This is a genomic window from Crocinitomicaceae bacterium (assembly GCA_016708105.1).
Taxonomy (GTDB): Bacteria; Bacteroidota; Bacteroidia; order Flavobacteriales_D; family Crocinitomicaceae; genus JADJGJ01.
The window spans coordinates 280,162-301,985 of the sequence record JADJGJ010000001.1; the positions used below are offsets into that span (position 1 = coordinate 280,162).

Annotated in this window: 21 protein-coding genes; 5 read left to right on the top strand and 16 right to left on the bottom strand. The window is 39.0% G+C overall.

What is annotated here, in order from left to right:
- Positions 1–79 precede the first annotated feature (79 nt).
- Genes IPH66_01090 through IPH66_01145 form a run of 12 tightly spaced genes read right to left on the bottom strand, consistent with a single transcriptional unit; the run spans position 80 to position 10,191 of the window.
- Positions 80–439: a hypothetical protein gene (locus tag IPH66_01090; GenBank protein ID MBK7127948.1), complete on the bottom strand. Its 360-nt coding sequence runs from the start codon at positions 437–439 to the stop codon at positions 80–82.
- A 5-nt stretch (positions 440–444) separates the two neighbouring features.
- The gene (locus tag IPH66_01095) at positions 445–1,854 is read right to left on the bottom strand and encodes an NADH-quinone oxidoreductase subunit N (protein ID MBK7127949.1); all 1,410 of its coding nucleotides are present in this window, start codon (positions 1,852–1,854) and stop codon (positions 445–447) included.
- Positions 1,851–3,350, bottom strand: a complete 1,500-nt coding sequence (locus IPH66_01100) for an NADH-quinone oxidoreductase subunit M (protein MBK7127950.1) — start codon at positions 3,348–3,350, stop codon at positions 1,851–1,853. Before IPH66_01100 ends, IPH66_01095 begins: the two co-directional genes overlap by 4 nt.
- 19 nt (positions 3,351–3,369) lie before the next feature.
- Positions 3,370–5,295: an NADH-quinone oxidoreductase subunit L gene (gene nuoL, locus IPH66_01105; protein ID MBK7127951.1), complete on the bottom strand. Its 1,926-nt coding sequence runs from the start codon at positions 5,293–5,295 to the stop codon at positions 3,370–3,372.
- Position 5,296: 1 nt separating this feature from the next.
- Positions 5,297–5,611 carry an NADH-quinone oxidoreductase subunit NuoK gene (gene nuoK / locus IPH66_01110; protein ID MBK7127952.1) on the bottom strand — a complete coding sequence of 105 codons (315 nt, stop codon included), beginning with the start codon at positions 5,609–5,611 and terminating at the stop codon, positions 5,297–5,299.
- Positions 5,611–6,165: an NADH-quinone oxidoreductase subunit J gene (locus tag IPH66_01115; protein ID MBK7127953.1), complete on the bottom strand. Its 555-nt coding sequence runs from the start codon at positions 6,163–6,165 to the stop codon at positions 5,611–5,613. Before IPH66_01115 ends, nuoK begins: the two co-directional genes overlap by 1 nt.
- Entirely contained in the window at positions 6,162–6,731 is a 570-nt protein-coding gene (locus IPH66_01120) for a 4Fe-4S binding protein (protein ID MBK7127954.1), read from the bottom strand. The genes IPH66_01115 and IPH66_01120 overlap by 4 nt, the downstream gene beginning before the upstream one ends.
- On the bottom strand, positions 6,653–7,747 hold the full coding sequence (gene nuoH / locus IPH66_01125; protein MBK7127955.1) for an NADH-quinone oxidoreductase subunit NuoH: 1,095 nt from the start codon (positions 7,745–7,747) through the stop codon (positions 6,653–6,655). Before nuoH ends, IPH66_01120 begins: the two co-directional genes overlap by 79 nt.
- A gap of 2 nt (positions 7,748–7,749) precedes the next feature.
- A complete protein-coding gene (locus IPH66_01130) occupies positions 7,750–8,868 on the bottom strand; it encodes an NADH-quinone oxidoreductase subunit D (protein ID MBK7127956.1) in 1,119 nt (372 codons plus the stop codon).
- Entirely contained in the window at positions 8,868–9,323 is a 456-nt protein-coding gene (locus tag IPH66_01135; GenBank protein MBK7127957.1) for an NADH-quinone oxidoreductase subunit C, read from the bottom strand. The genes IPH66_01130 and IPH66_01135 overlap by 1 nt, the downstream gene beginning before the upstream one ends.
- Complete coding sequence (locus IPH66_01140; protein MBK7127958.1) at positions 9,320–9,850, bottom strand: NADH-quinone oxidoreductase subunit B; 531 nt, start codon at positions 9,848–9,850, stop codon at positions 9,320–9,322. Before IPH66_01140 ends, IPH66_01135 begins: the two co-directional genes overlap by 4 nt.
- Positions 9,841–10,191 carry an NADH-quinone oxidoreductase subunit A gene (locus IPH66_01145; protein MBK7127959.1) on the bottom strand — a complete coding sequence of 117 codons (351 nt, stop codon included), beginning with the start codon at positions 10,189–10,191 and terminating at the stop codon, positions 9,841–9,843. Before IPH66_01145 ends, IPH66_01140 begins: the two co-directional genes overlap by 10 nt.
- Positions 10,192–10,314: 123 nt before the next feature.
- On the opposite strand from IPH66_01145, the gene IPH66_01150 reads away from it, so the two are divergent.
- The 3 genes from IPH66_01150 to IPH66_01160 are packed head-to-tail and all read left to right on the top strand — an operon-like array spanning position 10,315 to position 13,587.
- A complete protein-coding gene (locus IPH66_01150; protein MBK7127960.1) occupies positions 10,315–10,662 on the top strand; it encodes a 4Fe-4S dicluster domain-containing protein in 348 nt (115 codons plus the stop codon).
- 12 nt (positions 10,663–10,674) lie between these two features.
- Complete coding sequence (locus IPH66_01155) at positions 10,675–12,546, top strand: 2-oxoacid:acceptor oxidoreductase subunit alpha (GenBank protein ID MBK7127961.1); 1,872 nt, start codon at positions 10,675–10,677, stop codon at positions 12,544–12,546.
- Between the two features lie 6 nt (positions 12,547–12,552).
- Positions 12,553–13,587: a 2-oxoacid:ferredoxin oxidoreductase subunit beta gene (locus IPH66_01160; GenBank protein ID MBK7127962.1), complete on the top strand. Its 1,035-nt coding sequence runs from the start codon at positions 12,553–12,555 to the stop codon at positions 13,585–13,587.
- Between the two features lie 142 nt (positions 13,588–13,729).
- On the opposite strand, the gene IPH66_01165 is transcribed toward IPH66_01160, so the two are convergent.
- Positions 13,730–15,733, bottom strand: coding sequence for a urocanate hydratase (locus IPH66_01165; protein MBK7127963.1), 2,004 nt, complete (start codon positions 15,731–15,733; stop codon positions 13,730–13,732).
- A gap of 171 nt (positions 15,734–15,904) precedes the next feature.
- On the bottom strand, positions 15,905–18,271 hold the full coding sequence (locus IPH66_01170) for an immune inhibitor A (GenBank protein MBK7127964.1): 2,367 nt from the start codon (positions 18,269–18,271) through the stop codon (positions 15,905–15,907).
- Between the two features lie 224 nt (positions 18,272–18,495).
- On the opposite strand from IPH66_01170, the gene IPH66_01175 reads away from it, so the two are divergent.
- Both IPH66_01175 and IPH66_01180 read left to right on the top strand, forming a co-directional pair.
- A complete protein-coding gene (locus IPH66_01175; GenBank protein MBK7127965.1) occupies positions 18,496–18,654 on the top strand; it encodes a hypothetical protein in 159 nt (52 codons plus the stop codon).
- A 49-nt stretch (positions 18,655–18,703) separates the two neighbouring features.
- Positions 18,704–20,209 (top strand): GH3 auxin-responsive promoter family protein, encoded by a 1,506-nt coding sequence (locus IPH66_01180; GenBank protein ID MBK7127966.1) that lies wholly within the window; start codon positions 18,704–18,706, stop codon positions 20,207–20,209.
- 5 nt (positions 20,210–20,214) lie between these two features.
- Here IPH66_01180 and IPH66_01185 read toward each other — a convergent pair whose 3' ends face one another.
- Both IPH66_01185 and IPH66_01190 read right to left on the bottom strand, forming a co-directional pair.
- The gene (locus tag IPH66_01185) at positions 20,215–20,352 is read right to left on the bottom strand and encodes a hypothetical protein (protein MBK7127967.1); all 138 of its coding nucleotides are present in this window, start codon (positions 20,350–20,352) and stop codon (positions 20,215–20,217) included.
- A gap of 335 nt (positions 20,353–20,687) precedes the next feature.
- Complete coding sequence (locus IPH66_01190) at positions 20,688–21,698, bottom strand: NAD(P)/FAD-dependent oxidoreductase (protein ID MBK7127968.1); 1,011 nt, start codon at positions 21,696–21,698, stop codon at positions 20,688–20,690.
- Between the last annotated feature and the right edge of the window lie 126 nt (positions 21,699–21,824).

Here is a 21,824-nt window from a genome sequence, read left to right on the forward strand (position 1 = left end):
TGTAAAGGTAGGGATTTAGAAGAGAATTGGGGTTTACGTTAGGCACGAGCGGGACGCTCGCGCCAGCGGATTTTAGTTATTACTTTGCCCAATACCATTCCTCGGCGTGAGAAGTGGTTTCTTGTTGAAGCCAGAATTTTTTTGATACTACTTGGCCTTCTTTGGTTTTTAGTTCGCGGTTATATACAGCGTTGATGGGGTTGAATGAAACGTCGGTGACGCCCACAGTAAAAGTAGTTGCAACAACAGGGGCAGGTTCATTTTCTGTTTCGGGTTTTGATGCTTTTGGTGGAGGTGATGGAACAATGACCACTTCGTATCCATTGTGGGTTAACAAATTTTTAATGAATTCTGCACGATCAGTTGTGCAATTTTTCTCTACGATTGCACATTTGATTCCGTTCAGATCATCAAATTGATGGTTTGCATTGAGTGCCATACGTTTTATTTTATCAATGAATCAATATATGCATACATGATGCTGAAAAAGCCTGTGAATATGATGCCCGCCAGACAAATTGCAATAGCTATTTTTGAACTGATCACACTTTCAAGGCGAGGTATGGGTTGCTCATTCTGATCAATAAAAATTGCTTTTACAATGCGCAGATAATAATACAGAGAAACTACCATGTTCAGCGCGGCAAAAAGTAGCAGGTAGAAATCACCATCTGAACTACCTGAAGACAGTAAAAATAATTTACCAAAAAATCCTGCAGTTGGTGGCACGCCTGCCAGTGAGAAAAGTGAAATGCCCAATGCCCAAGCCAGAATAGGATTTGTTTTATGCAGTCCTTTATAGTCTTCCAGATTTTCTTTTTCAGCGTGTAAAGAAATCAATGCAACCACGCCAAATGCACCAAGATTAGAGAATGCATACACCACGAAAAAATAAATAGCAGAACTTGCCCCGTCATGTGAAGCAGTGAGTAAACCAAAAAGCACGTAACCCATTTGCGCAATAGATGAAAAAGCAAGGAAGCGTTTGAGATTATTCTGTCGCAATGCAAATAAATTACCCACGGTGATGGTGAGTACAATGAGCACGGTCATCATAGGTTTCCACAATTCAGCCAAATGAAAAAACAAAGGCATAAGCACTGAAATAAAAACAAAAACCATGGCGCCTTTTGATATGACAGAGAGATACGATGTGATAACAACCGGCGCACCTTCATATACATCTGCTGTCCAGAAATGGAATGGAACGACCGACATTTTAAAAGCAAATCCTGCAAAAACAAAAACCAGCGCCATAATTTGCAAGGGTGTCACCGCTTGACTTGCAGTAAATATTTCATAAAAAGACAAAGAACCAAAAGCACCGTAAAGCAAAGAGATGCCAAACAAAAGAATTGCAGAAGCGAATGCTGAGAGAAAAATCATTTTCACGGCTGCTTCAGATGAACGGCGTTTTGTGTAATCAAAATTCACCAATACGGCAATAGGTAATGATGCCAGTTCAAGACCGATATAAAACATGAGCATATTTCCGCTTGACAACATGAAATGCATACCTAATAGTGATGCGCAAATCAACATGTAAAATTCATGCAGATGACGGTGTGGTTTTAAATAATCCCACGCTTGCAATGAGATGATGAGGGTGAAGAAATTCAGAAAATTTTTCTGGAGTGCAATCAAATCATTGGTATGATACATGTCACCGAAAAGTGATCCGCTTTCATTGAAAAAAAATCCTGCAATACAATTTACGGCAAGCATGGCATTGGCAATTCTCAGCAAAGAATTATTGGTATTAATACCGTCACGTATTTTGATAAAAAGCAAAATCAACAATACGGCAACTAGTCCGAGTTCAGCCTTCATCAATATGAAAAAATCAGTACTCATGGCATGTTACAGCTTGAAAATTGTTGAAATAAAATATCCGTTTCTGATGAAATCATTCCGGTAAATAAAAAGGGTAAAACTCCAATTAATAAAATCACAAGAATGAGAATAATGCCGGCAGATTTTTCATACCAGGCTGCATCTTTCAAATGTAAAAATTCAGGATTCGTGATTGGTCCCATCACGGCTTTACCTGTTGCTCTTAAAATATAAACCGCGGTAACAACAATAGATGCGCATGCAAGCAACGTGGCAATCCGATATCCTATTCTGTTAACTTCCCATGAACCTGTAAAAATGGTCATCTCAGAAACAAAGCCGCTGAAGCCGGGTAAGCCTAATGAGCATAAACCGGCAATCACATAGACGGCACCAATGAATGGCATCACTTTTAATAATCCTCCAAGCTCAGCCAAATTGCGTGTATGCGTGCGTTCATAAATCATTCCAATCACACCAAAAAATAATGCGGTCATTAATCCGTGAGAAACCATTTGCATCACCGCGCCCATCACGGCAGTTTTTGTGAGCATGCCAATTCCAAACAATACAAATCCGCAGTGACTAACTGAAGAATAGGCATTGATATATTTGAGATCAGTTTGTTGTAAAGTAGCAAAGGCACCGTAAATAATTGCGATGGTTGAAAGTGCAACAATAATTCCGCTGTAATCTTGTGCTGCTTCAGGCAATAAATAAACAGCTACGCGTAAACAGCCGTAACCACCAAGTTTCATAGAGATGCCTGCCAAAAACATGGATGCCGCTGTTGGTGCAGATGAATGTCCGTCAGGTACCCAGGTGTGGAATGGAAATAGTGCAGTGAAAACACCGAACCCGACAAAAAGCAAAGGAAAAATAAAAAGTTGCACATCATGCGGTACACCTTGTTGAGCAATTTGCATCATACTGAAACTGCCCGGTCCAAAAATACCGGATGTATGATATTTCAATGCAAGTATGCCGGTAAGAATCAAAGCAGAACCACCCATTAACATGAGTGCAAGTTTCATGGCGCTGTATTCTTTTTTTCCGCTTCCCCATTTTGCAATGAGCAAGAATTTTGGAATAACTGCCAGTTCTAAAAAGAAGAACAAGGTAAACAAATCAAGCGAAATGAAAAAGCCATAAGCGCCAATACTCATCATGCTGAGAAGAAAGAAAAACTCACGCGGATTTTTTTCAATTTTCCATGAGATGAGTGTACCGGTTAAACCAACAATGGATGTGAGCGCAATCATCACCATGGAAATTCCATCAACGCCAATGTAATATTCAATGCCTAAAGATTCGTACCAAGCGTGTCTGGCGGTAAAAACCATTTCACCGGGATTCAGATCACGAACCTGTAAAAATTCATACCCGATGTAAGAGACAAGGATAAGTTGTACACTATTTCCAATGAGTGAAATACTGCGCACCATGTTCTGCTTTGCAAACAGTGAAATGATTGCAAACAGCAGCGGAACAACAATAAGCAGTGATAAAATACTCATATCTTTTTTAATCTCATTTTTACAAACACAACAACAACAATGTCAGCGCAAGTGTGGCTGATAAAAAATAAATAGCGTAATCCTGAACATGCCCTGACTGAACTTTTTTTACTGATTCGGCAAGACGTGTAGTGATGGAGCCAACCGCATTTATACTTCCATCAACAAGATGTTTATCAACCCATGCCGCGGGTTTACTTACCAGGTTGAAAATGATTTTTTTTGTGATGAATAACCACAACTCATCCATGTAAAATTTATGGTATGACAATTTGTATAATCCTTTGAAAGATTGAGCGAGTTGGTCAGCCTTTGCTGATTGTTTTTTGTAGATAATCAGCGCAATAATAATACCTGTAACAGCAACTAAAACCGGAGCAATGGAAAACAAGATATGAAACTCACCATGATGCGGATGTCCGTCAGATGAAATAAAATTCCCAAACGGAATAAAGCCACAACCCAGCGTAAGCAATGCAAGCAAGATAAGTGGCAACATCATAGAAAATCCACCTTCACCGTGATGATGTTCGTCGTGAGCGTGATACGATTTACTCCAAAAAATATTAAAATACAATCTGAACATATAAAAAGCAGTTATGCCTGCAGTAAGTAATGCGATACCGTAAATTATTTTGTTGCCTTGCCAAGCAGCCAGCATAATTTCTTCTTTACTAAAAAATCCTGACAACGGCGGAATACCTGCAATGGCTAAACAAGCAATTAAAAATGTGATATGGGTAATAGGCATAAATTTTCGCAAGCCACCCATTGCAGAGAAATCATTATGATGTACAAAATGAATAACCGCACCTGCACCTAAAAACAACAACGCTTTAAATAAGGCATGCGTAAATAAATGGAACATACTTGCGGTATAACCTGTTCCTGCTTCACCTCCATAACCTGAAACGCCCAGTGCAAAAACCATGAAAGCAATTTGTGAAATGGTTGAATACGCCAAAACCCGTTTGATATCTGTTTGCGTGCAGGCAACAATGGCAGCAAATAGTGCGGTGATAATTCCTATCCATGAAATAATTTCCAATGTAACCGGACTACCCAACGCGTATAACGGAAACAAACGAGCAACCAAATAAACACCTGCAACAACCATTGTAGCGGCGTGAATTAAGGCTGATACAGGGGTAGGTCCCTCCATGGCATCAGGCAACCAAATGTGCAACGGGAACATGGCAGATTTTCCGGCACCACCTACAAATATCAACATCAACCCCCAGGTGAAGGCAGATGCTCCAAGGAATGATGCAGACGAAAGCGGAATAGAAAATTCAGGACTGAGTGCTCGCTGAATCATGGTTTGAAAATCAAATGTCTGTGTATAATATGACAAGATTAAAATGCCGGCCAGAAAACCGAGATCAGCAAAACGTGTAACAATAAATGCTTTTTTAGACGCAGCAACTGCGCTGGGTTTGTCATAGTAAAATCCAATTAATAAAAAGGAAGATACACCTACTAGTTCCCAAAAAATATAGATTTGAAAAATATTGGCAGATAAAACCAAACCGAGCATAGAAAATGTAAACAAACCGAGATAAGAAAAATACACGGCATATCTTTTTTCACCTTTCATATATCCAATACTAAAGAGGTGAACCAGCGTAGAAACAAACGTGACAACAAGCAACATCATCACAGAGACAGAATCAAGCACAATGCTCATGTCAATAGAAAAACCAGGTGCAAAGCGTAGCCATTCAAAATCAAAAACACGATGCGGGATATAAACGCCGTCCACCATGCCGTAATCAAAGAAATAATTTTTAGCAGCAATTACGGAAAGAATAAATGAAATAAACAGCACTGTTGTTCCGAGGTGTCCGCAGAGAGCAGGGAAAAACCTGCGCCCCACCAACCCGATGAATAAAAATGCACCAAGCGGCAAAAGCGGAATCAATGCTATGTTGAGTAATTCATTCATGTTAGTGCTTCAGTGAATCAGCTGAATTCACGTCAATAGATTTATAATTTCTGTAAAGATTAATGATGATGGCAATGGCAAGAGATGCTTCAGCAGCGGCAATGGCAATGCAGAAAAGTGTAAAAAATAATCCGTCCAGATTTTCAGGATAGAGATAATAATTGAATGCAACAAAATTGATATTGACACTATTTAAAATTAACTCTATTGCCATGAGCATGGTAATCATATTGCGCCGGGTGAGGAATCCATAAATTCCAATAAAAAAAAGCACCGTGCTTACGAACAAAATATGTATCAAACCGGGTTCTTCCATTATAGCGTTTCTTTTTTTATTGTGTCAGTTGATGCAGGTATATCTTTATCTTTTGATTTGATGGCTATGACAATACAACCCACCATGGCAATGAGCAGTAAAATGCTTATCACTTCAAACGGCAACATATATCCCTTGTCTCCGGTGCTTAACATGAGGCGTCCAATATTTCGTGCGGTGGGTTCCATGACACTTGAAGTTGACATGGTGAAATGATGCCATGCATAAACTGTGCATACCAGAGCAGTTCCGCAACTCGCTGCAAGTGCTGAAAAAAATGCGCGTAAAAAAGTTGGTTTCTTCATGTCAGATCCTGCATCACTGGTCAGAAAAATTGAGAAGATCAGCAATACCACAATTCCGCCCACATATACAACAATTTGAACGGCGCCTAAAAATTCATAATTCAGATAGAAATATAAGCCAGCAATGCCAACCAATGAGAACAATAGAAAAACTGCTGCTCTGAAAATTTTTCGCGAGGTAACGGCAAGCCATCCTCCACCCAGAATTATGCCGGACAAAATATAAAATATGACAGTGGATGCACTCATTCTTCTACTCCTGACATTAATTTGGAATCGGGTTTATTCAATATTTTTTTCAGTTGTTTTTTATCGTACACGCTATGTTCAAAATTCTGACCCATCACAATGGCATCTGATGGACAAGCATGAACGCACATATTGCATAAAGTGCACATATCAAAGTGATACACCCACGTGTCTAATTGTTTTTTCTTTTTACCATCAGGCTGCACTTCCATTTTGGTGACAATTTTTATTGAACCATTTGGACATGCAATTTCACAAGATTGACAACCCGTGCAACGATGTTCATTTTTATCGTCATGCGGCATGATAACTTCACCTCTGAAGCGCTCATTCATTTTTAATTTTTCACGATTATTCGGGTATTCTTCTGTGACAATTTCTTTCGGATGCACAAAATAATAGCCGGTGAGTTTCATTCCTGTAAGGAGTGATTTCACCGAGGTGAATATGGAACCAAAATAATCTTTTAAAAACAAAATAGTCTCTTTTAAAAATGCCAGCCGAAAATCGTCATGGCGGTTATCAATAATATATTTATCATGCTGATTGGCAGCAAATATTTCCATTCTAAATTCAATAATTGATCAATGCGCAAGCGTGGAAAAGTCCATCTAAACCACATGATGATGAAAATGATTAAAAATGTTTTTCCAAAAAACCAAATAGATGACGGAATGTAATCCATCGCGTGATTAAATCCATCTAATCCTCCAATGTGAAATGGCATCCAACCTCCTAGAAAAATAGTTGCTGCAATCGCTGATACAATAAACAGGTTGATGTACTCTGACAATAGAAACATGGCGAATTTCATGCCTGAATATTCGGTGTGAAAACCACCGGTTAATTCTTGTTCAGCTTCTGTAAGGTCAAACGGCGCACGATTAATTTCTGCTGTTGATGCAATAATAAAAATAACAAATGCAATGAGTACCGGAATATGTCCTTTGAAAATCCACCAACCGTTTGCCTGGCTTTCTACAATTTCAGAAATCTGCATACTACCCGCAAGCACAACAATTGAAATCAATGACAGCCCAACAGACAATTCATAACTTACAATTTGTGCTCCACATCGCATTGCACCAATGAGTGAATATTTATTGCTGCTTGACCAACCGGCCATTAACACACCAATTACGGCCATAGATGAAATTGAAGACACATAAAGTAATCCAATATTTAAATCCCATATCTGAAAATTTTTCGCGAATGCTAAAGGGGCAATAGCAAGTAGGGCAGTAATTACCATGATTGCCGGCGCAAGATTGAATAAAAATTTATCTGCCTGATTTGGTGTTAATCCTTCTTTGAATAATAGCTTAATGGTATCTGCAATAATTTGCAAACTTCCTTTGGGGCCAACACGGTTAGGACCCAAACGAATCTCCATGAAGGCAGCAACTTTTCTTTCCATGTATCCTAAAAAGAAACAGAGCAGTACCAGAAAAACGAGAAGCAGGACACCAGTAATGATGAGTTCAGTGACTTGCAAAATAAAATCACTTTCAATAGCCGCATCCAGCCAGTTGTGAAAACGTGCGGCTAGTGCTGAAAAACTATATGAAGGTTCGTTTTGCATGGTTATCTGTCAATGTCAGGTATTACTAAATCAACGGTTGCCATTATAGCTACAAGATCTCCGATTTTCGATCCCTGTGCTATTTCAGGAATTGCAGAAAGGTTAGACAAATTAGGTGATCTGAATTTGCAACGATAGGGTGTATTACCTCCGTCGCTTACCAGATAAACTCCAAAATCTCCGCGTGCTGTTTCCACACGCTGGTAAAATTCTCCTTTTGGTAATTTGATCACAGCTTTTGTCTTTGCTTGAAAATCTCCGTCGGGAATATTGTCTATTAGTTGTTCAATAATTGAAACTGATTCACGCATTTCTGCTATTCTGACCAGATAACGTCCCCAGCAATCTCCCTCGTGTCGCACTATTTCATTAAACTGCAATTGATCATATCCTTCATAAGGTACTTTTTTACGCACATCACAACTGATGCCTGATGCACGCGCAGTTGGACCAGAGCAACCATAACTAATTGCATTTTCTGGTGATAGATATCCAACTCCTTTTAAGCGTTGCTGAAAAATTACATTCCCGGTGAGCAACTGATCGTATTCATCAAATTTAGATTTGATTTGTTGCATGGCTTCCTTCACTCGTTTCTGAAAGTCAGGATGAATATCTTGCATGATACCACCCGGAATGATAAAATTTTGGGTGAGCCTTGCACCACAAGTTTGTTCTATAATATCATTGAGTAATTCTCTTTCTCTGAATGCGTAGAAAAAAGGAGTAACCGCTCCCAGATCAAGTCCAATGGCAGCCCACCAGAGTTGATGAGATGCAAGCCGCGTAAGTTCAGCCAGTAAAATTCTCACCGCTTTTGCACGTGGGGTTGCTTCAATTTGTATGGCCTTTTCAACAGCTAGCGCACATGCTTCATTATTAATATGTGAGGACAAATAATCCATCCGGCTGGTGAGAAAACTGAATTGCCGATAAGAAAGATTTTCACAAATTTTTTCTACTGAACGATGAATATAACCCAAGTTGGGTTCAATCTTCAGAATGGTTTCTCCATCAAGCCAAATTTTTAAATGCAACACGCCATGCGTTGAGGGGTGCTGTGGCCCCATGTTGATGATAAATTCACCTGATTCTGCTATATGGTTTTCTTCAATCAACATTAGAGTTTTATCATGTTGTCATCGGTATAATTTTTTCGCATGGGATAACCTTCCCACGCTTCACCTAAAAATATGCGGCGTAAATTTGGATGATTTGTAAATCGTACACCAAACAAATCATACGCTTCATCTTCATGCAATTCTGCCGTTTTCCATAGCGGATACAACGAATCAATTTCAGGATTTTCTACATCATTCAGTTTCACTTTTACCAAAATGATGGCATTGTGTTTTGTACTGCTCAGATGATACACCATTTCTAAATATTCTTTATAATCAACACACGTGATATTATGCAAATAATTCAGGTGAAGAATAGCATCATGCTGGAATAGTTTCATCAAATTAAAAAACAAAGTTTTGTCAGCACGCACTACCACAAAATCACCTTCAATTGCAGCCGGAACATCCGGAGCAAGGCGAAGAATTTCTGCCATGAGTGATTCATGATTCATGCTTTATTCTTTTTTTTAAAATTGGTTTCGTGTTTAATTTTTTCTTGCAGAGAAATCATTCCATGCAACAAAGCTTCAGGTCGTGGAGGGCATCCCGGAATATACACGTCAACCGGAATGATGTGATCAACCCCTTTCACCACTGAATAAGAATTGTAAAAAAATGGACCACCAGAAACTGCGCAAGCGCCCATGGCAATTACGTATTTTGGATCAGGTAATTGATCGTAAAGTCTTTTGAGTACCGGTGCCATTTTCATTACAATGGTACCTGATACGATAATTAAATCTGCTTGTCTTGGTGATGCGCGCGCTACTTCAAAACCAAATCTTGACCAATCATATTTGGCATCTGCGGCAGACATCATTTCAATAGCGCAACAACTGGTGCCAAAAATTAAGGGCCACAATGAATTTGAACGAGCCCAATTGATGGCGTCATCTAATTTGGTAACAACAAATCCGCCTTGCTCATTTTTTTCAGCAAGACCCGGAAAAACTGTTTTGTTATTTTCATCTATACCCATTTCAGCGCCCCCTTTCTCCAGGCATATAAAAAGCCCATGAACAAAATGAACATGAATACGAGAATTTCAATGAAAGCAGGTAAACCAACTTCACGCACAACAACTGCCCACGGGTACATAAATACCAACTCAACATCAAACACCAAAAAAATCAGTGCAAACAAATAATATCCTACGTTGAATTGAATGAATGACGTTCCAACGGTTGGTATACCGCACTCATAAGGCAAACCTTTAGTTGCATTAAATGATGAGCGAGCTAAGGCTTTGGATAATAGAATACCACCACCGGCAAACAAGATGCCGCAAATCAGTAAAAGTATTAGTGAGACAGAACCCATATAAATACCTGATATCAGTGACCAAATATATCCGTAATCACAGAGTTGAATTATGACATATATCATTTTAGATATGATGAATTACCTGTTCCTTTACAGCACGAAATTCTTAGATAAAGACGTATGGCTATCAGGATTACAGACGATTGCATCAATTGTGGGGCTTGTGAACCCGAATGTCCTAATGGGGCAATTTATGAAGGCGGAACAAGCTGGATGATGTCAGACAAAACTTCTCTTAGTGGAAATGTAGTCACCAAAAGTGGATTAACTTTAGATGCAGATACTGAACAAGAGGCTGTGTCTTCAGACTTCTATTACATCGTTCCGGATAAATGTACTGAGTGTATTGGTTTTCATGATGAACCTCAATGCGCATCGGTTTGTCCGGTTGATTGTTGCCAGCCTGATGCAGAACGTGCAGAATCAAAAGACGAGTTGCTCGCGAAAAAGCAAATGTTACATTCTTAATCATCATTGAACATGAGTACAGAAACCAGTTCACCATTACAAAAAAAAGTTATTGAGTCAGAAAGCGCCGTTGTGCGTTTTGCAGGTGACTCAGGAGACGGAATGCAGTTAACAGGTATGCAGTTTACTGACACTGCTGCATTATTAGGGAATGACCTGAGTACTTTCCCTGATTATCCTGCTGAGATACGTGCCCCAATAGGCACCATTGCCGGTGTATCCGGATTTCAGGTGCATTTTGGAAGTAAAGAAATTTTTACCCCGGGTGATAACTATGACGTGCTAGTTGCTATGAACGCAGCTGCATTAAAAGTTGATTTACCACGCTTGAAAAAAGGAGGCGTTATCATTGCAAACATTGCCGGCTTTGATAAAAAAAATCTCAATCTTGCTAAATATCCTGAAGGTGCAAGTCCGCTTGATGATAGCTCACTGGATGAATATACCGTGCACAAAGTTGACGTTACCAAACACACCAAAGATTGCCTTGCTGCATCAGGTTTGGGAATGAAAGAAATTGAGCGTTCAAAAAACATGTTTGTATTAGGACTGCTTTTCTGGATGTTTGATAAATCACCGGATTCTACCATTGCATTCATCAAAGAAAAATTTGGAAAAAAACCTGAAATCGCCGATGCAAATATTAAAACATTGCAAGCCGGTTGGGATTATGGTGATAATACAGAAATTTTTAATACCCGTTATGTTGTCAATGCGGCTAAATTGCCTTCAGGTACTTATCGCTCAATTACCGGTAATCACGCAACAGCCATTGGTTTGATTGCAGCTGCAGAAAAATCAGGATTACCATTATTTCTTGGTTCATATCCTATTACGCCTGCAACAGATATTCTACATGAGTTGGCAAAATATAAAACCAATGCGGTAAAAACTTTTCAGGCTGAAGATGAAATTGCCGGAATTTGTTCTGCCATTGGTGCTGCTTATGTTGGAAATCTTGCAGTGACCACAACATCAGGGCCGGGAATGGCATTGAAAACTGAAGCAGCTGGTTTATCTACCATGCTTGAAATTCCGCTCGTGATTGTGAATGTGCAACGCGGTGGACCATCAACAGGATTACCAACAAAAACTGAGCAAGCTGACTTATTGATGGCCATGTATGGTCGTCACGGTGAAGCGCCTGTTGCAGTGATTGCAGCCTCATCTCCATCTGATTGTTTCAGTATGGCATTTGAAGCGTGCCGCATTGCAGTTGAACACATGACACCTGTAATTCTGCTTACTGATGGATACATTGCGAATGGTTCAGAACCATGGTTGTTTCCAAAAGCTGCAGATCTGAAAGATATCAAAGTAAATTTTCTAGATAAACCAAATGGAGCTGAAGGAACATTATTACCATACAAACGTGACGAAAAATTAGCACGCCCATGGATTGTTCCAGGTACTAAAGGATTAGAGCACCGCATTGGCGGATTGGAAAAACAGCATGAAACCGGTAACGTTTCTCATGATCCAATGAACCACGAAAAAATGGTTGCAATCCGCGCTGAGAAAATTCAGAAAATTGCAGATACTCTTCCATTGGCAAAAGCAGAAAGTGGAAAAGATAAAGGCAAATTATTAGTTCTTGGATGGGGATCAACTTATGGCGCAATTAAAACGGCAGCCCGTGAATGTATTAGTGAAGGGTATGATGTTTCACACGTTCATTTGCGTCACTTGAATCCATTTCCAAAAAACTTGGAAGAGGTGTTGAAGAGCTATGATAAAGTGCTTATCCCTGAAATGAACTGTGGTCAGTTATTGCAATTAATCAGAGGAAAATTTTTGATTCCTGCAATTGGATTATCAAAAGTACAGGGCTTGCCATTCACCACTACAGAGCTAAAAGAAAAAATTGTTGAATTGTTAAAATAAACGAAGATGGACACAACAGTAACAGAAAATAAACTGACGGCAAAAGATTACTCATCAAGCCAAGAAGTAAAATGGTGTCCGGGTTGCGGAGATTATTCTATTCTCAAACAAGTGCAAACCGTTTTCCCTGATTTGGGAGTGCCAAAAGAAAAATTTGTTTTTATTTCCGGTATCGGATGTTCATCACGTTTTACCTACTACATGGATACGTTTGGAATGCACAGTATTCACGGTCGTGCTGCAGCTATTGCATCCGGTGTGAAAGCGGCAAATCCTGATTTGAGTGTTTGGGTTATTTCTGGTGATGGTGATGCTTTTTCAATTGGAGGTAATCACTTCATTCACGCCATGCGGAAAAATTTCAACCTGAATTATCTGGTATTCAATAATCAGATTTACAGTTTGACTAAAGGACAATATTCTCCAACATCTGAACGCGGTAAAGTAACAAAAACATCGCCGTTAGGAAGTGTTGAGGAACCATTCAATCCATCAGAATTGGCATTGGGTGCAAACGCTTCTTTTGTTGCACGTTCATTAGATCGTGATCCAAAACACATGCAGGCAGTTTTAAAACGCGCACATGCATTTAAAGGAACATCATTTGTTGAGGTATATCAAAATTGCCCTGTATTTAATGATGAAGCGTTTTTTGCTTTTTCAGAAAAAGACACAAAAAAAGAACAGGCAATTTATCTTGAACATGGCAAGCCGCTCATTTTTGGAAACAATGATGAAAAAGGAATCATGTTGGATGGTTTGATGCCGCGCATTGTTGACATCAAAGCAAACAATATTCCTCATGATCATTTATGGATACATGATGAGCAAGATAAAACAAAAGCCAATTTGATTTCACGTTTTTTCAATAATGAATTTGATGGGGTGGTATTCCCTCGTCCATTTGGTGTGATTTACGCAAAAGAGCGCCCGGTCTATGAAGAAGGCATGACACATCAAATTGAACAAGCACAAAAATTAAAAGGAAAACAATCATTAGACTCTATTCTTTCAGGTGACAAAACTTGGGAGATTAAATAAATTATTCCTGATAAACACAAAAAACCCGGATGAATTTTGTCCGGGTTTTTTTTTGAGGTGACTTAGAGTATATTCTTTTAATACAAATGATCCAAAGAATATATTGGTAAAAACTATGACGATTTGTTTTGTCAGAATTTCATCAAACCAATCCCTCCAAAATCTGATCACTCACCAAATTGGGTAAGGTGACTTTGAGTAGTGGAGTGCGTTGCATTTCACGTTGGATGGCAAAAATTGCACCTTCGTTTCGTGCCCAGCTGCGGCGCGCTATTCCGTTGTTGACATCCCAATGGAGCATCATGTTGAGGCGGCGGTCAGAATCTGCTGAGCCGTCAAGCAACATACCGAAACCACCATTAATTACCTCACCCCATCCAACGCCACCACCGTTGTGAATGGAGATCCATGTAGCACCACGGAAGCCGTCTCCAATGACATTGTGAATGGCCATGTCGGCGGTAAATTTTGATCCGTCGTAAATATTGGAGGTTTCTCTGAATGGTGAATCAGTGCCAGAAACATCATGATGATCACGCCCCAAAACAACGGGACCAATTTTTCCGTCTTTGATTGCTTTGTTGAATGCAGATGCTATTTTTATTCTTCCCTCAGCATCGGCATATAAGATGCGGGCTTGTGAACCAACTACCAATTTATTTTCCTGCGCTCCTTTTATCCACTGAATATTATCAGCCATTTGTTGCTGAATTTCTGCCGGAGAATTTTTTCTTATTTCTTCCAACACTTCACAGGCAATGTTATCGGTTGTTTTTAAATCCTCTGGTTTACCTGATGTACAAACCCATCTGAAAGGTCCGAAACCATAGTCAAAACACATAGGACCCATGATATCTTGGACATAACTTGGATACTTGAAATCAATTCCGTTTGCCGCCATGACATCTGCACCTGCACGACTTGCTTCAAGCAGAAAAGCATTTCCATAATCAAAAAAGTACGTTCCTTTTGCAGTATGTTTATTGATTGCGTCAGCGTGTTTTCTTAATGTATGTTGAACTTGTTTTTTAAATTCCTCCGGATTGTTTGCCATCAATGCGTTGGCTTCATCAAATGAAATACCTACCGGATAATAACCACCTGCCCATGGATTATGTAACGAAGTTTGATCAGAACCCAAATCAACATAAATATTTTCTGCATCAAATTTTTCCCATACGTCAACCACGTTTCCTTGGTAGGCAATGGATACAATTTCATTTTCTGCTTTTGCTTTTTTTACTCTTTCGCAAAGCGCATCCAAATCAGAAATTACTTCATCAACCCATCCTTGCGAATGTCTGGTATGCGTAGCTTTTGGGTTTACCTCGGCAGTGACTGAAATTACACCGGCAATATTTCCTGCTTTAGGTTGGGCTCCACTCATGCCACCTAAGCCGGATGTCAGGAATAATTTTCTCTTCCCATCTTGTGCATTTTTTAATTTGCGACATCCATTCAAAACAGTGATGGTGGTGCCGTGAACTATACCTTGCGGACCAATGTACATGTATGATCCGGCAGTCATTTGTCCATATTGACTCACACCTAATGCATTGAATTTTTCCCAATCATCTTGTTTTGAATAATTAGGAATTACCATACCGTTGGTTACAACAACACGCGGTGCATCTTTGTGTGAAGGGAATAATCCAAGTGGATGCCCGCTGTACATTACCAGAGTTTGTTCATCTGTCATGTTGGCAAGGTATTGCATGGTTAACCGGTATTGTGCCCAATTCTGGAACACGGCTCCATTACCGCCATACGTGATTAGCTCATGCGGATGTTGCGCAACGGCATAATCCAAATTGTTTTGAATCATAACCATGATAGCACGCGCCTGTTCACACTTGCCCGGATATTCAGAAATAGGACGAGCATACATCTTATAATCCGGACGATACCGGTACATATAAATACGACCGTATTTTTTTAATTCATCTGCAAATTCCTTTGCCAATTCAGCATGCTGTTCTGCCGGAAAATACCGCAGTGCATTTTTGAGTGCTAATTTTTTTTCTTCCTTTGAAAGAATGTCTTTCCTTTTTGGTGCATGATTAATTGATGCATCATATTCTTTTTGTGACGGAATATTTTTTGGAATTCCGTTCAGTATATCTTGTTTAAATTCTTCTGCGTTCATAACCTTTTCTATGCCTACAAAGATAGATGTTTTAGAAGAATAGGGTAGAACAAGATTGGGCAGACTGAATTAGTAAGAAGAAAAAAATGATGGTATTGTTTTCAAAATACATCGCTGATTTGTAGGCGCAGGTCGAGACCTGCGCCTACAATCAAAAACCCTAAGGTGTGTTTATTTCACCACAACCACTCTACTAACCTGCGCAGCATGTGTTTCAGAAATTGTTTTAATCAGGTAAACACCTTCAGCCCAATTTTGGACATTCAATAATTGGGTTGATGAAGTTGGTTTCCATGCGCTCACCAATTCGCCTAATTCATTGTAAATTTCAACTTGTGAAATAGCAGAATAATTGGTGAATTGCAAGGTGATGACATCATGTGCGGGATTAGGGAATATGCTGAGCACGTTTTGCGTAAATTCATCAGTGCCTGAATCATCAATATGATCTGTATAGATAGCAAAATCATCAAAGTAAAAACCATCTTCAGTTACACCGGCATCTGAAATTAATCTGAATTTAAAGCGGACATCTGTCATGCCAACAAAATCTGAGAGATCAACTTCTTCAAGAACCCATTCAGTTTGAAAATTATCATAGAGCGGATTATCTAAATCTTGATTTGAATTGCCTGCATTGGTGTATTTTCCACACAAGGGAATCCAACTGGTTCCACCATCCGTTGAGGCCATGAACTGAACGTAGTCATAGTCATTTTCAATTTCCCATTTTGCATAAAAATTAGCGTAAGCATACGTTGCATTTTCAAATGAGAAAGATTGGTTTAGTTCAATTTCTGAATTTTCATCATCAGAATAATTTGTAAAAGGACTATCAGTAATAGAATTTGACGCAGAGATAAAATCTTCAGAAGTAAAATTCCAGTCGCCTGTCCAATTTGCAAGATCATTGCAGTCATCAGAAAATACTGCGGTTCCTGAACCATAGGTTTTCGTAATAGTATCAATTTTAATCCAGGTTCCGTTGTCTGTTTTTAAAAGATATTTTATTTCATCACCAAATTGAATTCCGGGGTCAAGCACAAAACTGATAGAATCATTTTCAATATCCATGATATTCAATGTATGCACGTTTGGTGTGCCCAAGGTTTGAATGCCTGTGAGCGCAGTCATGCTTACTGTGATGTCTCCGTTTTCAAGACCGAGACGTTCAATCTCATAATGAAAATATCCACTGGTTACGGCAATCTGATTAGGATCTTGATCAGTAACTACCCCATACACGTGTGGCATGTGTGCAAGCGTTTTATTCATCCAGATATTAACTGCACAAATATCATGAATACTTGATTGCGGCGGCCAGAAATCATTTGAGGTTCCTTCACTTGAACATTCAGGAGTCATGGCAAAAATTTTAGGTTTGGCAACTAAATCGTCTGCATACATCCAGTCATCAGAGTCACCTGAGGCAGGATAGAGATCAGAACTTTTTATCGCGCTGTATCCATTATATAAAACCATGTGATTGGTGAACGCCTGAAAATAATCATGATCAGGAGCCATTGGAGTGTCATATCCGTATGGGAAAAGAAGCATATTACCATGAGTATGCGCGTTGAATGCAAATTGAATATCATGATTTTCACAGAACCATTTCACGGCTTGCGTCTCAGGTTCACTGAAGGCTGCTGTTCCGCAATAGGTATCATTATTAGGCGAGAATGAGACGCCGGTTGTACCCCATTCATAGCTATAATTCCGGTTTAAGTCAACGCCTTTGTTTGAGGTACCCACGTTGCGTCTGTTTTTACGGTGCATACCGCCTCCGCCTGGATTTGTAGTTTCATTATAAACGTAACCATCAGGATTAATCATAGGAATAAAATACATTTCTGTTTCATCAACCAAATAAGTTACCTCATCATTGGTGCCGTAATTTTCAAGTATCCACCACATGTAATAAATCAATTGAGAAAGGCTGGCGGGCTCACGTGCATGATGAATGCTTGTATATAGAACTTCTTCTTCTGTTTCATCAGAGTTTGGATTATCAGAAATGCGCACCCAATAAAGTGGGCGACCCTCAATAGAAGTGAACGCTGAAATTTGTGCTTTGCTGGTGATGAGGTTTGGATATTTTGATGCCATTGAATCCAACTCATCCAGAAATTCTTGATAGGTATAAAATCCTGCCATTGAACCCAACTGCCAGTTCATCGGATCATTCACAACAAAACCACCTGAACCGCCCGCTGAAGGACAAGCAGAGCGCTCATCATCTTTATGTTGGTGAATCGTAGTAAGGCTATTGGCAACATAATACGCACTCACATCTTCAATCATAATTTCATAATGATACCCAAGTGAATCAAGTATTGCCATTTCAGTCTCAGAAAGATCAGTGATAAACCAGGTATTGGTTTTGTATTCACCATGATCAAGAGAAATGCCTAGATTTCGCGCCTCGTTGAGTTCTTGCGCTGTACCGTAAATTTTAATGCGCGAATAATTTTCTTGGCTGATTGAAGAAAAAATAATAAACGCTGAAGCCATTAGCGTGAGTAGCAGTTTTTTCATGGTTGTTCTTTTTTGAGAATTCTAAGTTATGAATAAATACTGCCCGTTGAGTCATATTAATATGTGAATGGAATATTTGGTGGATTAATCGGTGACCAGTTTCGTACCATATTATACGTTTGGATATTGTGATACAGCTCCTTAATTCTGTAATGATGGCCGATTGAACATCACAAATATCAAGCAAAGAAAATTTCCTTATCTTTACCCAAAATTCAACTTGTATGTCAGAACATCATCACGATCATGGACATGACCACGGGCACGACAGCCATGGCCACGCAGCAGATAACCGTACTTATTTTGATGACTCTACCACGATCATTGCACCGATTATTATTGTGCTGTTGTTGATAGGTGTGGCATTCTATCTGTTCGTCTGATCAACATCAGCGTACTTTTTCATACACCTTGGTCAATCTCAGGTGAGCTATGCCGTTTAATTCTATTTTCTCATGGTTCATCAAAAAAAGATTGCATCAAATTGATTTGTTCAGAAAATATCCTGTTGAGGTACAACGTGAAGTTTTGTTTTCATTGATTGATCGCGCAAGCGAAACCCAATTTGGTAAACAGCATAACTTCTCATCCATTAAAAATTTTCAAGATTTCAAAAAGGCAGTTCCGCTTACTGATTATGAAAATTTCAAACCTGTAATTGATCAGCTATTTAAGAATGAGCAAATGATTACCTGGAATACAGAAATCAAATGGTTTGCAAAATCATCAGGCACTACTTCAGGTAAAAGTAAATTTATTCCCGTTTCACGAGAGTCATTAGAAGATTGCCATTATAAAGGCGGAAAAGATTTGCTTAGTCTATACTATCACCAATTGCCGGACAGAAAACTCTATAAAGGAAAACATCTGGTATTAGGCGGCAGTGCAGAAATAAATTATCTCAGTGACGATTCATATTTTGGTGATTTATCAGCCATCATTTTGAAAAATATGCCCTGGTGGGCTGAAATCAGAAGAACCCCATCAAAGGAAATTGCCTTAATGAGTGCATGGGAAGAGAAAATTGAAAAACTTGCGCACAGCACCATGCATGAAGATATTTATATACTTGCAGGTGTGCCAAGCTGGACCTTAGTTTTGTGCAATAGAATTTTAGAAATTACCGGCAAAAAAAATATGCGTGAGGTTTGGCCTAATCTTGAATTATTCATGCATGGCGGAGTAAATTTTGAACCGTACCGTGATCAGTTTAAAAAAATAATTCCGTTTAAAGACATGCATTATGTTGAAACCTATAATGCATCTGAGGGATTTTTTGGTATTCAGGATCAATTGGACCAAACTGATTTATTACTCATGCTTGATTACGGAATTTATTTCGAATTTATTCCCATGGATTCATTTGAAGGTATTGATTCAAAAATTGTTTGCAGCATTGATGAAGTTGAGGCGGGAGTGAACTATGCCCTGGTGATTTCAACTAATGCAGGTTTGTGGAGATATCTTGTTGGAGATACTATCCGTTTTACATCCACCTTGCCATACCGATTTAAAATTACCGGGCGCACAAAAAGTTTTATCAATGTAGCGGGGGAAGAGTTGGTAGTAGAAAATGCTGAACAGGCAATTGCTGCAACATGCATTAAAACCCAAGCTGCCATCAGAGATTACACCGTTGCCCCAATTTACATGTCAGAAAATCAAAGCGCCCGACACGAATGGTTGATTGAGTTTTCAAAAATGCCTGAAGATTTAGTTGCTTTCATTCATATTTTAGATGGAGAATTGAAAAGCGTGAATTCAGATTATGAAGCAAAGCGCACCGGAAATCTTTCATTGAATTTACCGACGATTACACTGGCAAAAGAAGGTCTATTTGATACCTGGCTAAAATCAGAAAATAAGTTAGGAGGGCAACATAAAATTCCGCGCCTTTCAAATCACCGTGAACTGGTAGAAAAATTGTTGAGTATTTGATCTACTCAAATGAATATAAAAAATGCCAGGGTAATTGCGGTGAGAATAAAAAATGAAATCACCACCGTGCGTTTCTCTTTGTATGAAACGGTTTCTTTGCGCTCAAACATTTTATCAAAAACATAGGTAACTACTCTAGACATAGTTTGCAGTACTTGGTCTATACAAAGTAACGTTAAAAATGAAACAAGGTTTGCTTAAAATTGAAAAAATAATGTTCTTTTTAAAAGGATTTAATTTAGATCAAGCCCCAGATTTTTTTACCTATTCAGTATCAGTGGAATCTGCTGAACCGGGTGATTTGAGATTATCAGAATGTTAGCCAACTGCATGTATCCCAATTTAAGCAATAGAATCTGCATGTCAATTGAAGGGTTGCAAATCAAATTCTTCGCGTAGGCGCAGGGCGCTACCTGTGGCAACAGAACGATTATTTATTACAACCCGTCTTGTTCAGTATTCATTCATGTTTGCAGAATTAAAAACCATTGATACCATTCACGGTGGTATATTTTAATACCTGTTTTTTATCCGGATAGATGCGAGCAAAGGCTGCTTGTACAGCAAGTGTTGCTTCATGAAAACCGCAGAGTATAAGTTTTAGTTTTCCGTCGTACGTATTGATATCTCCAACGGCAAAAATTCCTTTGCGGTTGGTGCTGTAATCTTTTGTGTTGACAACAAGTGATCCTTTGTCAATTTCAAGTCCCCATTCAGCCATAGGACCCAAGCTAGGTTTTAAACCAAAAAGCGGAACAAAATGGTCAGCGCTTAGTTGAAATTCTCCCTGGGTAGCATGTTTTATTGTCACTGATTTGAGGTGGCTGTCACCGTCCATGGAAATTACTTCTGCTTCAGTAATCAAATTAATTTTGCCTGCTGCGCTAAGATCCATTACTTTTTGCACTGAATCAAGATGTCCTCTGAATGAATTGTTGCGATGTACCAGCGTAATGTGAGAAGGAATATTATTTTCTGCCAGATAAATTGACCAATCTAAAGCAGAATCTCCGCCACCGGCAATAACCATTTTTTTATTTTGGTAGATCTGTGGATCTCGCACCATATATTCAACTCCTTTGTTTTCAAAAAATTCAAGTTTATCTACCGGAGGTTTTCTGGGTTCAAAAACACCAAGTCCGCCGGCAATAATAATTACCGGAGCTTTATGTTGTGTGCCTAAATTGGTTGTTACAATAAAATTTCCATCTTCTCTTTCATCAATTTTTTGTGCTGATTCTCCTAATGTAAAACCAGGTTTAAACGGAGCAATTTGTTCCATCAACCTGTCAACTAATTCGCCGGCATTCACTATTGGAAAACCCGGAATATCATAAATGGGTTTTTTAGGATATATTTCTTTCAACTGCCCGCCCGGCTGAGGTAGCGAATCAATTAAATGACAGCGCAACTTAAGTAAACCTGCTTCAAAAACGGTAAACAAGCCTGCGGGTCCGGCGCCAATTACAATAATGTCTGTAGTAATCATAACAAATCAAAATAATCTTTACTAAAAAGATTGAAGAATATTTTCATCACTTCAATCAAATTGGATTCAATTTTATCACCAAGGTAAATTTCTTTTTTGCTGACTAAAGAAAAAATGAAAGTGCAA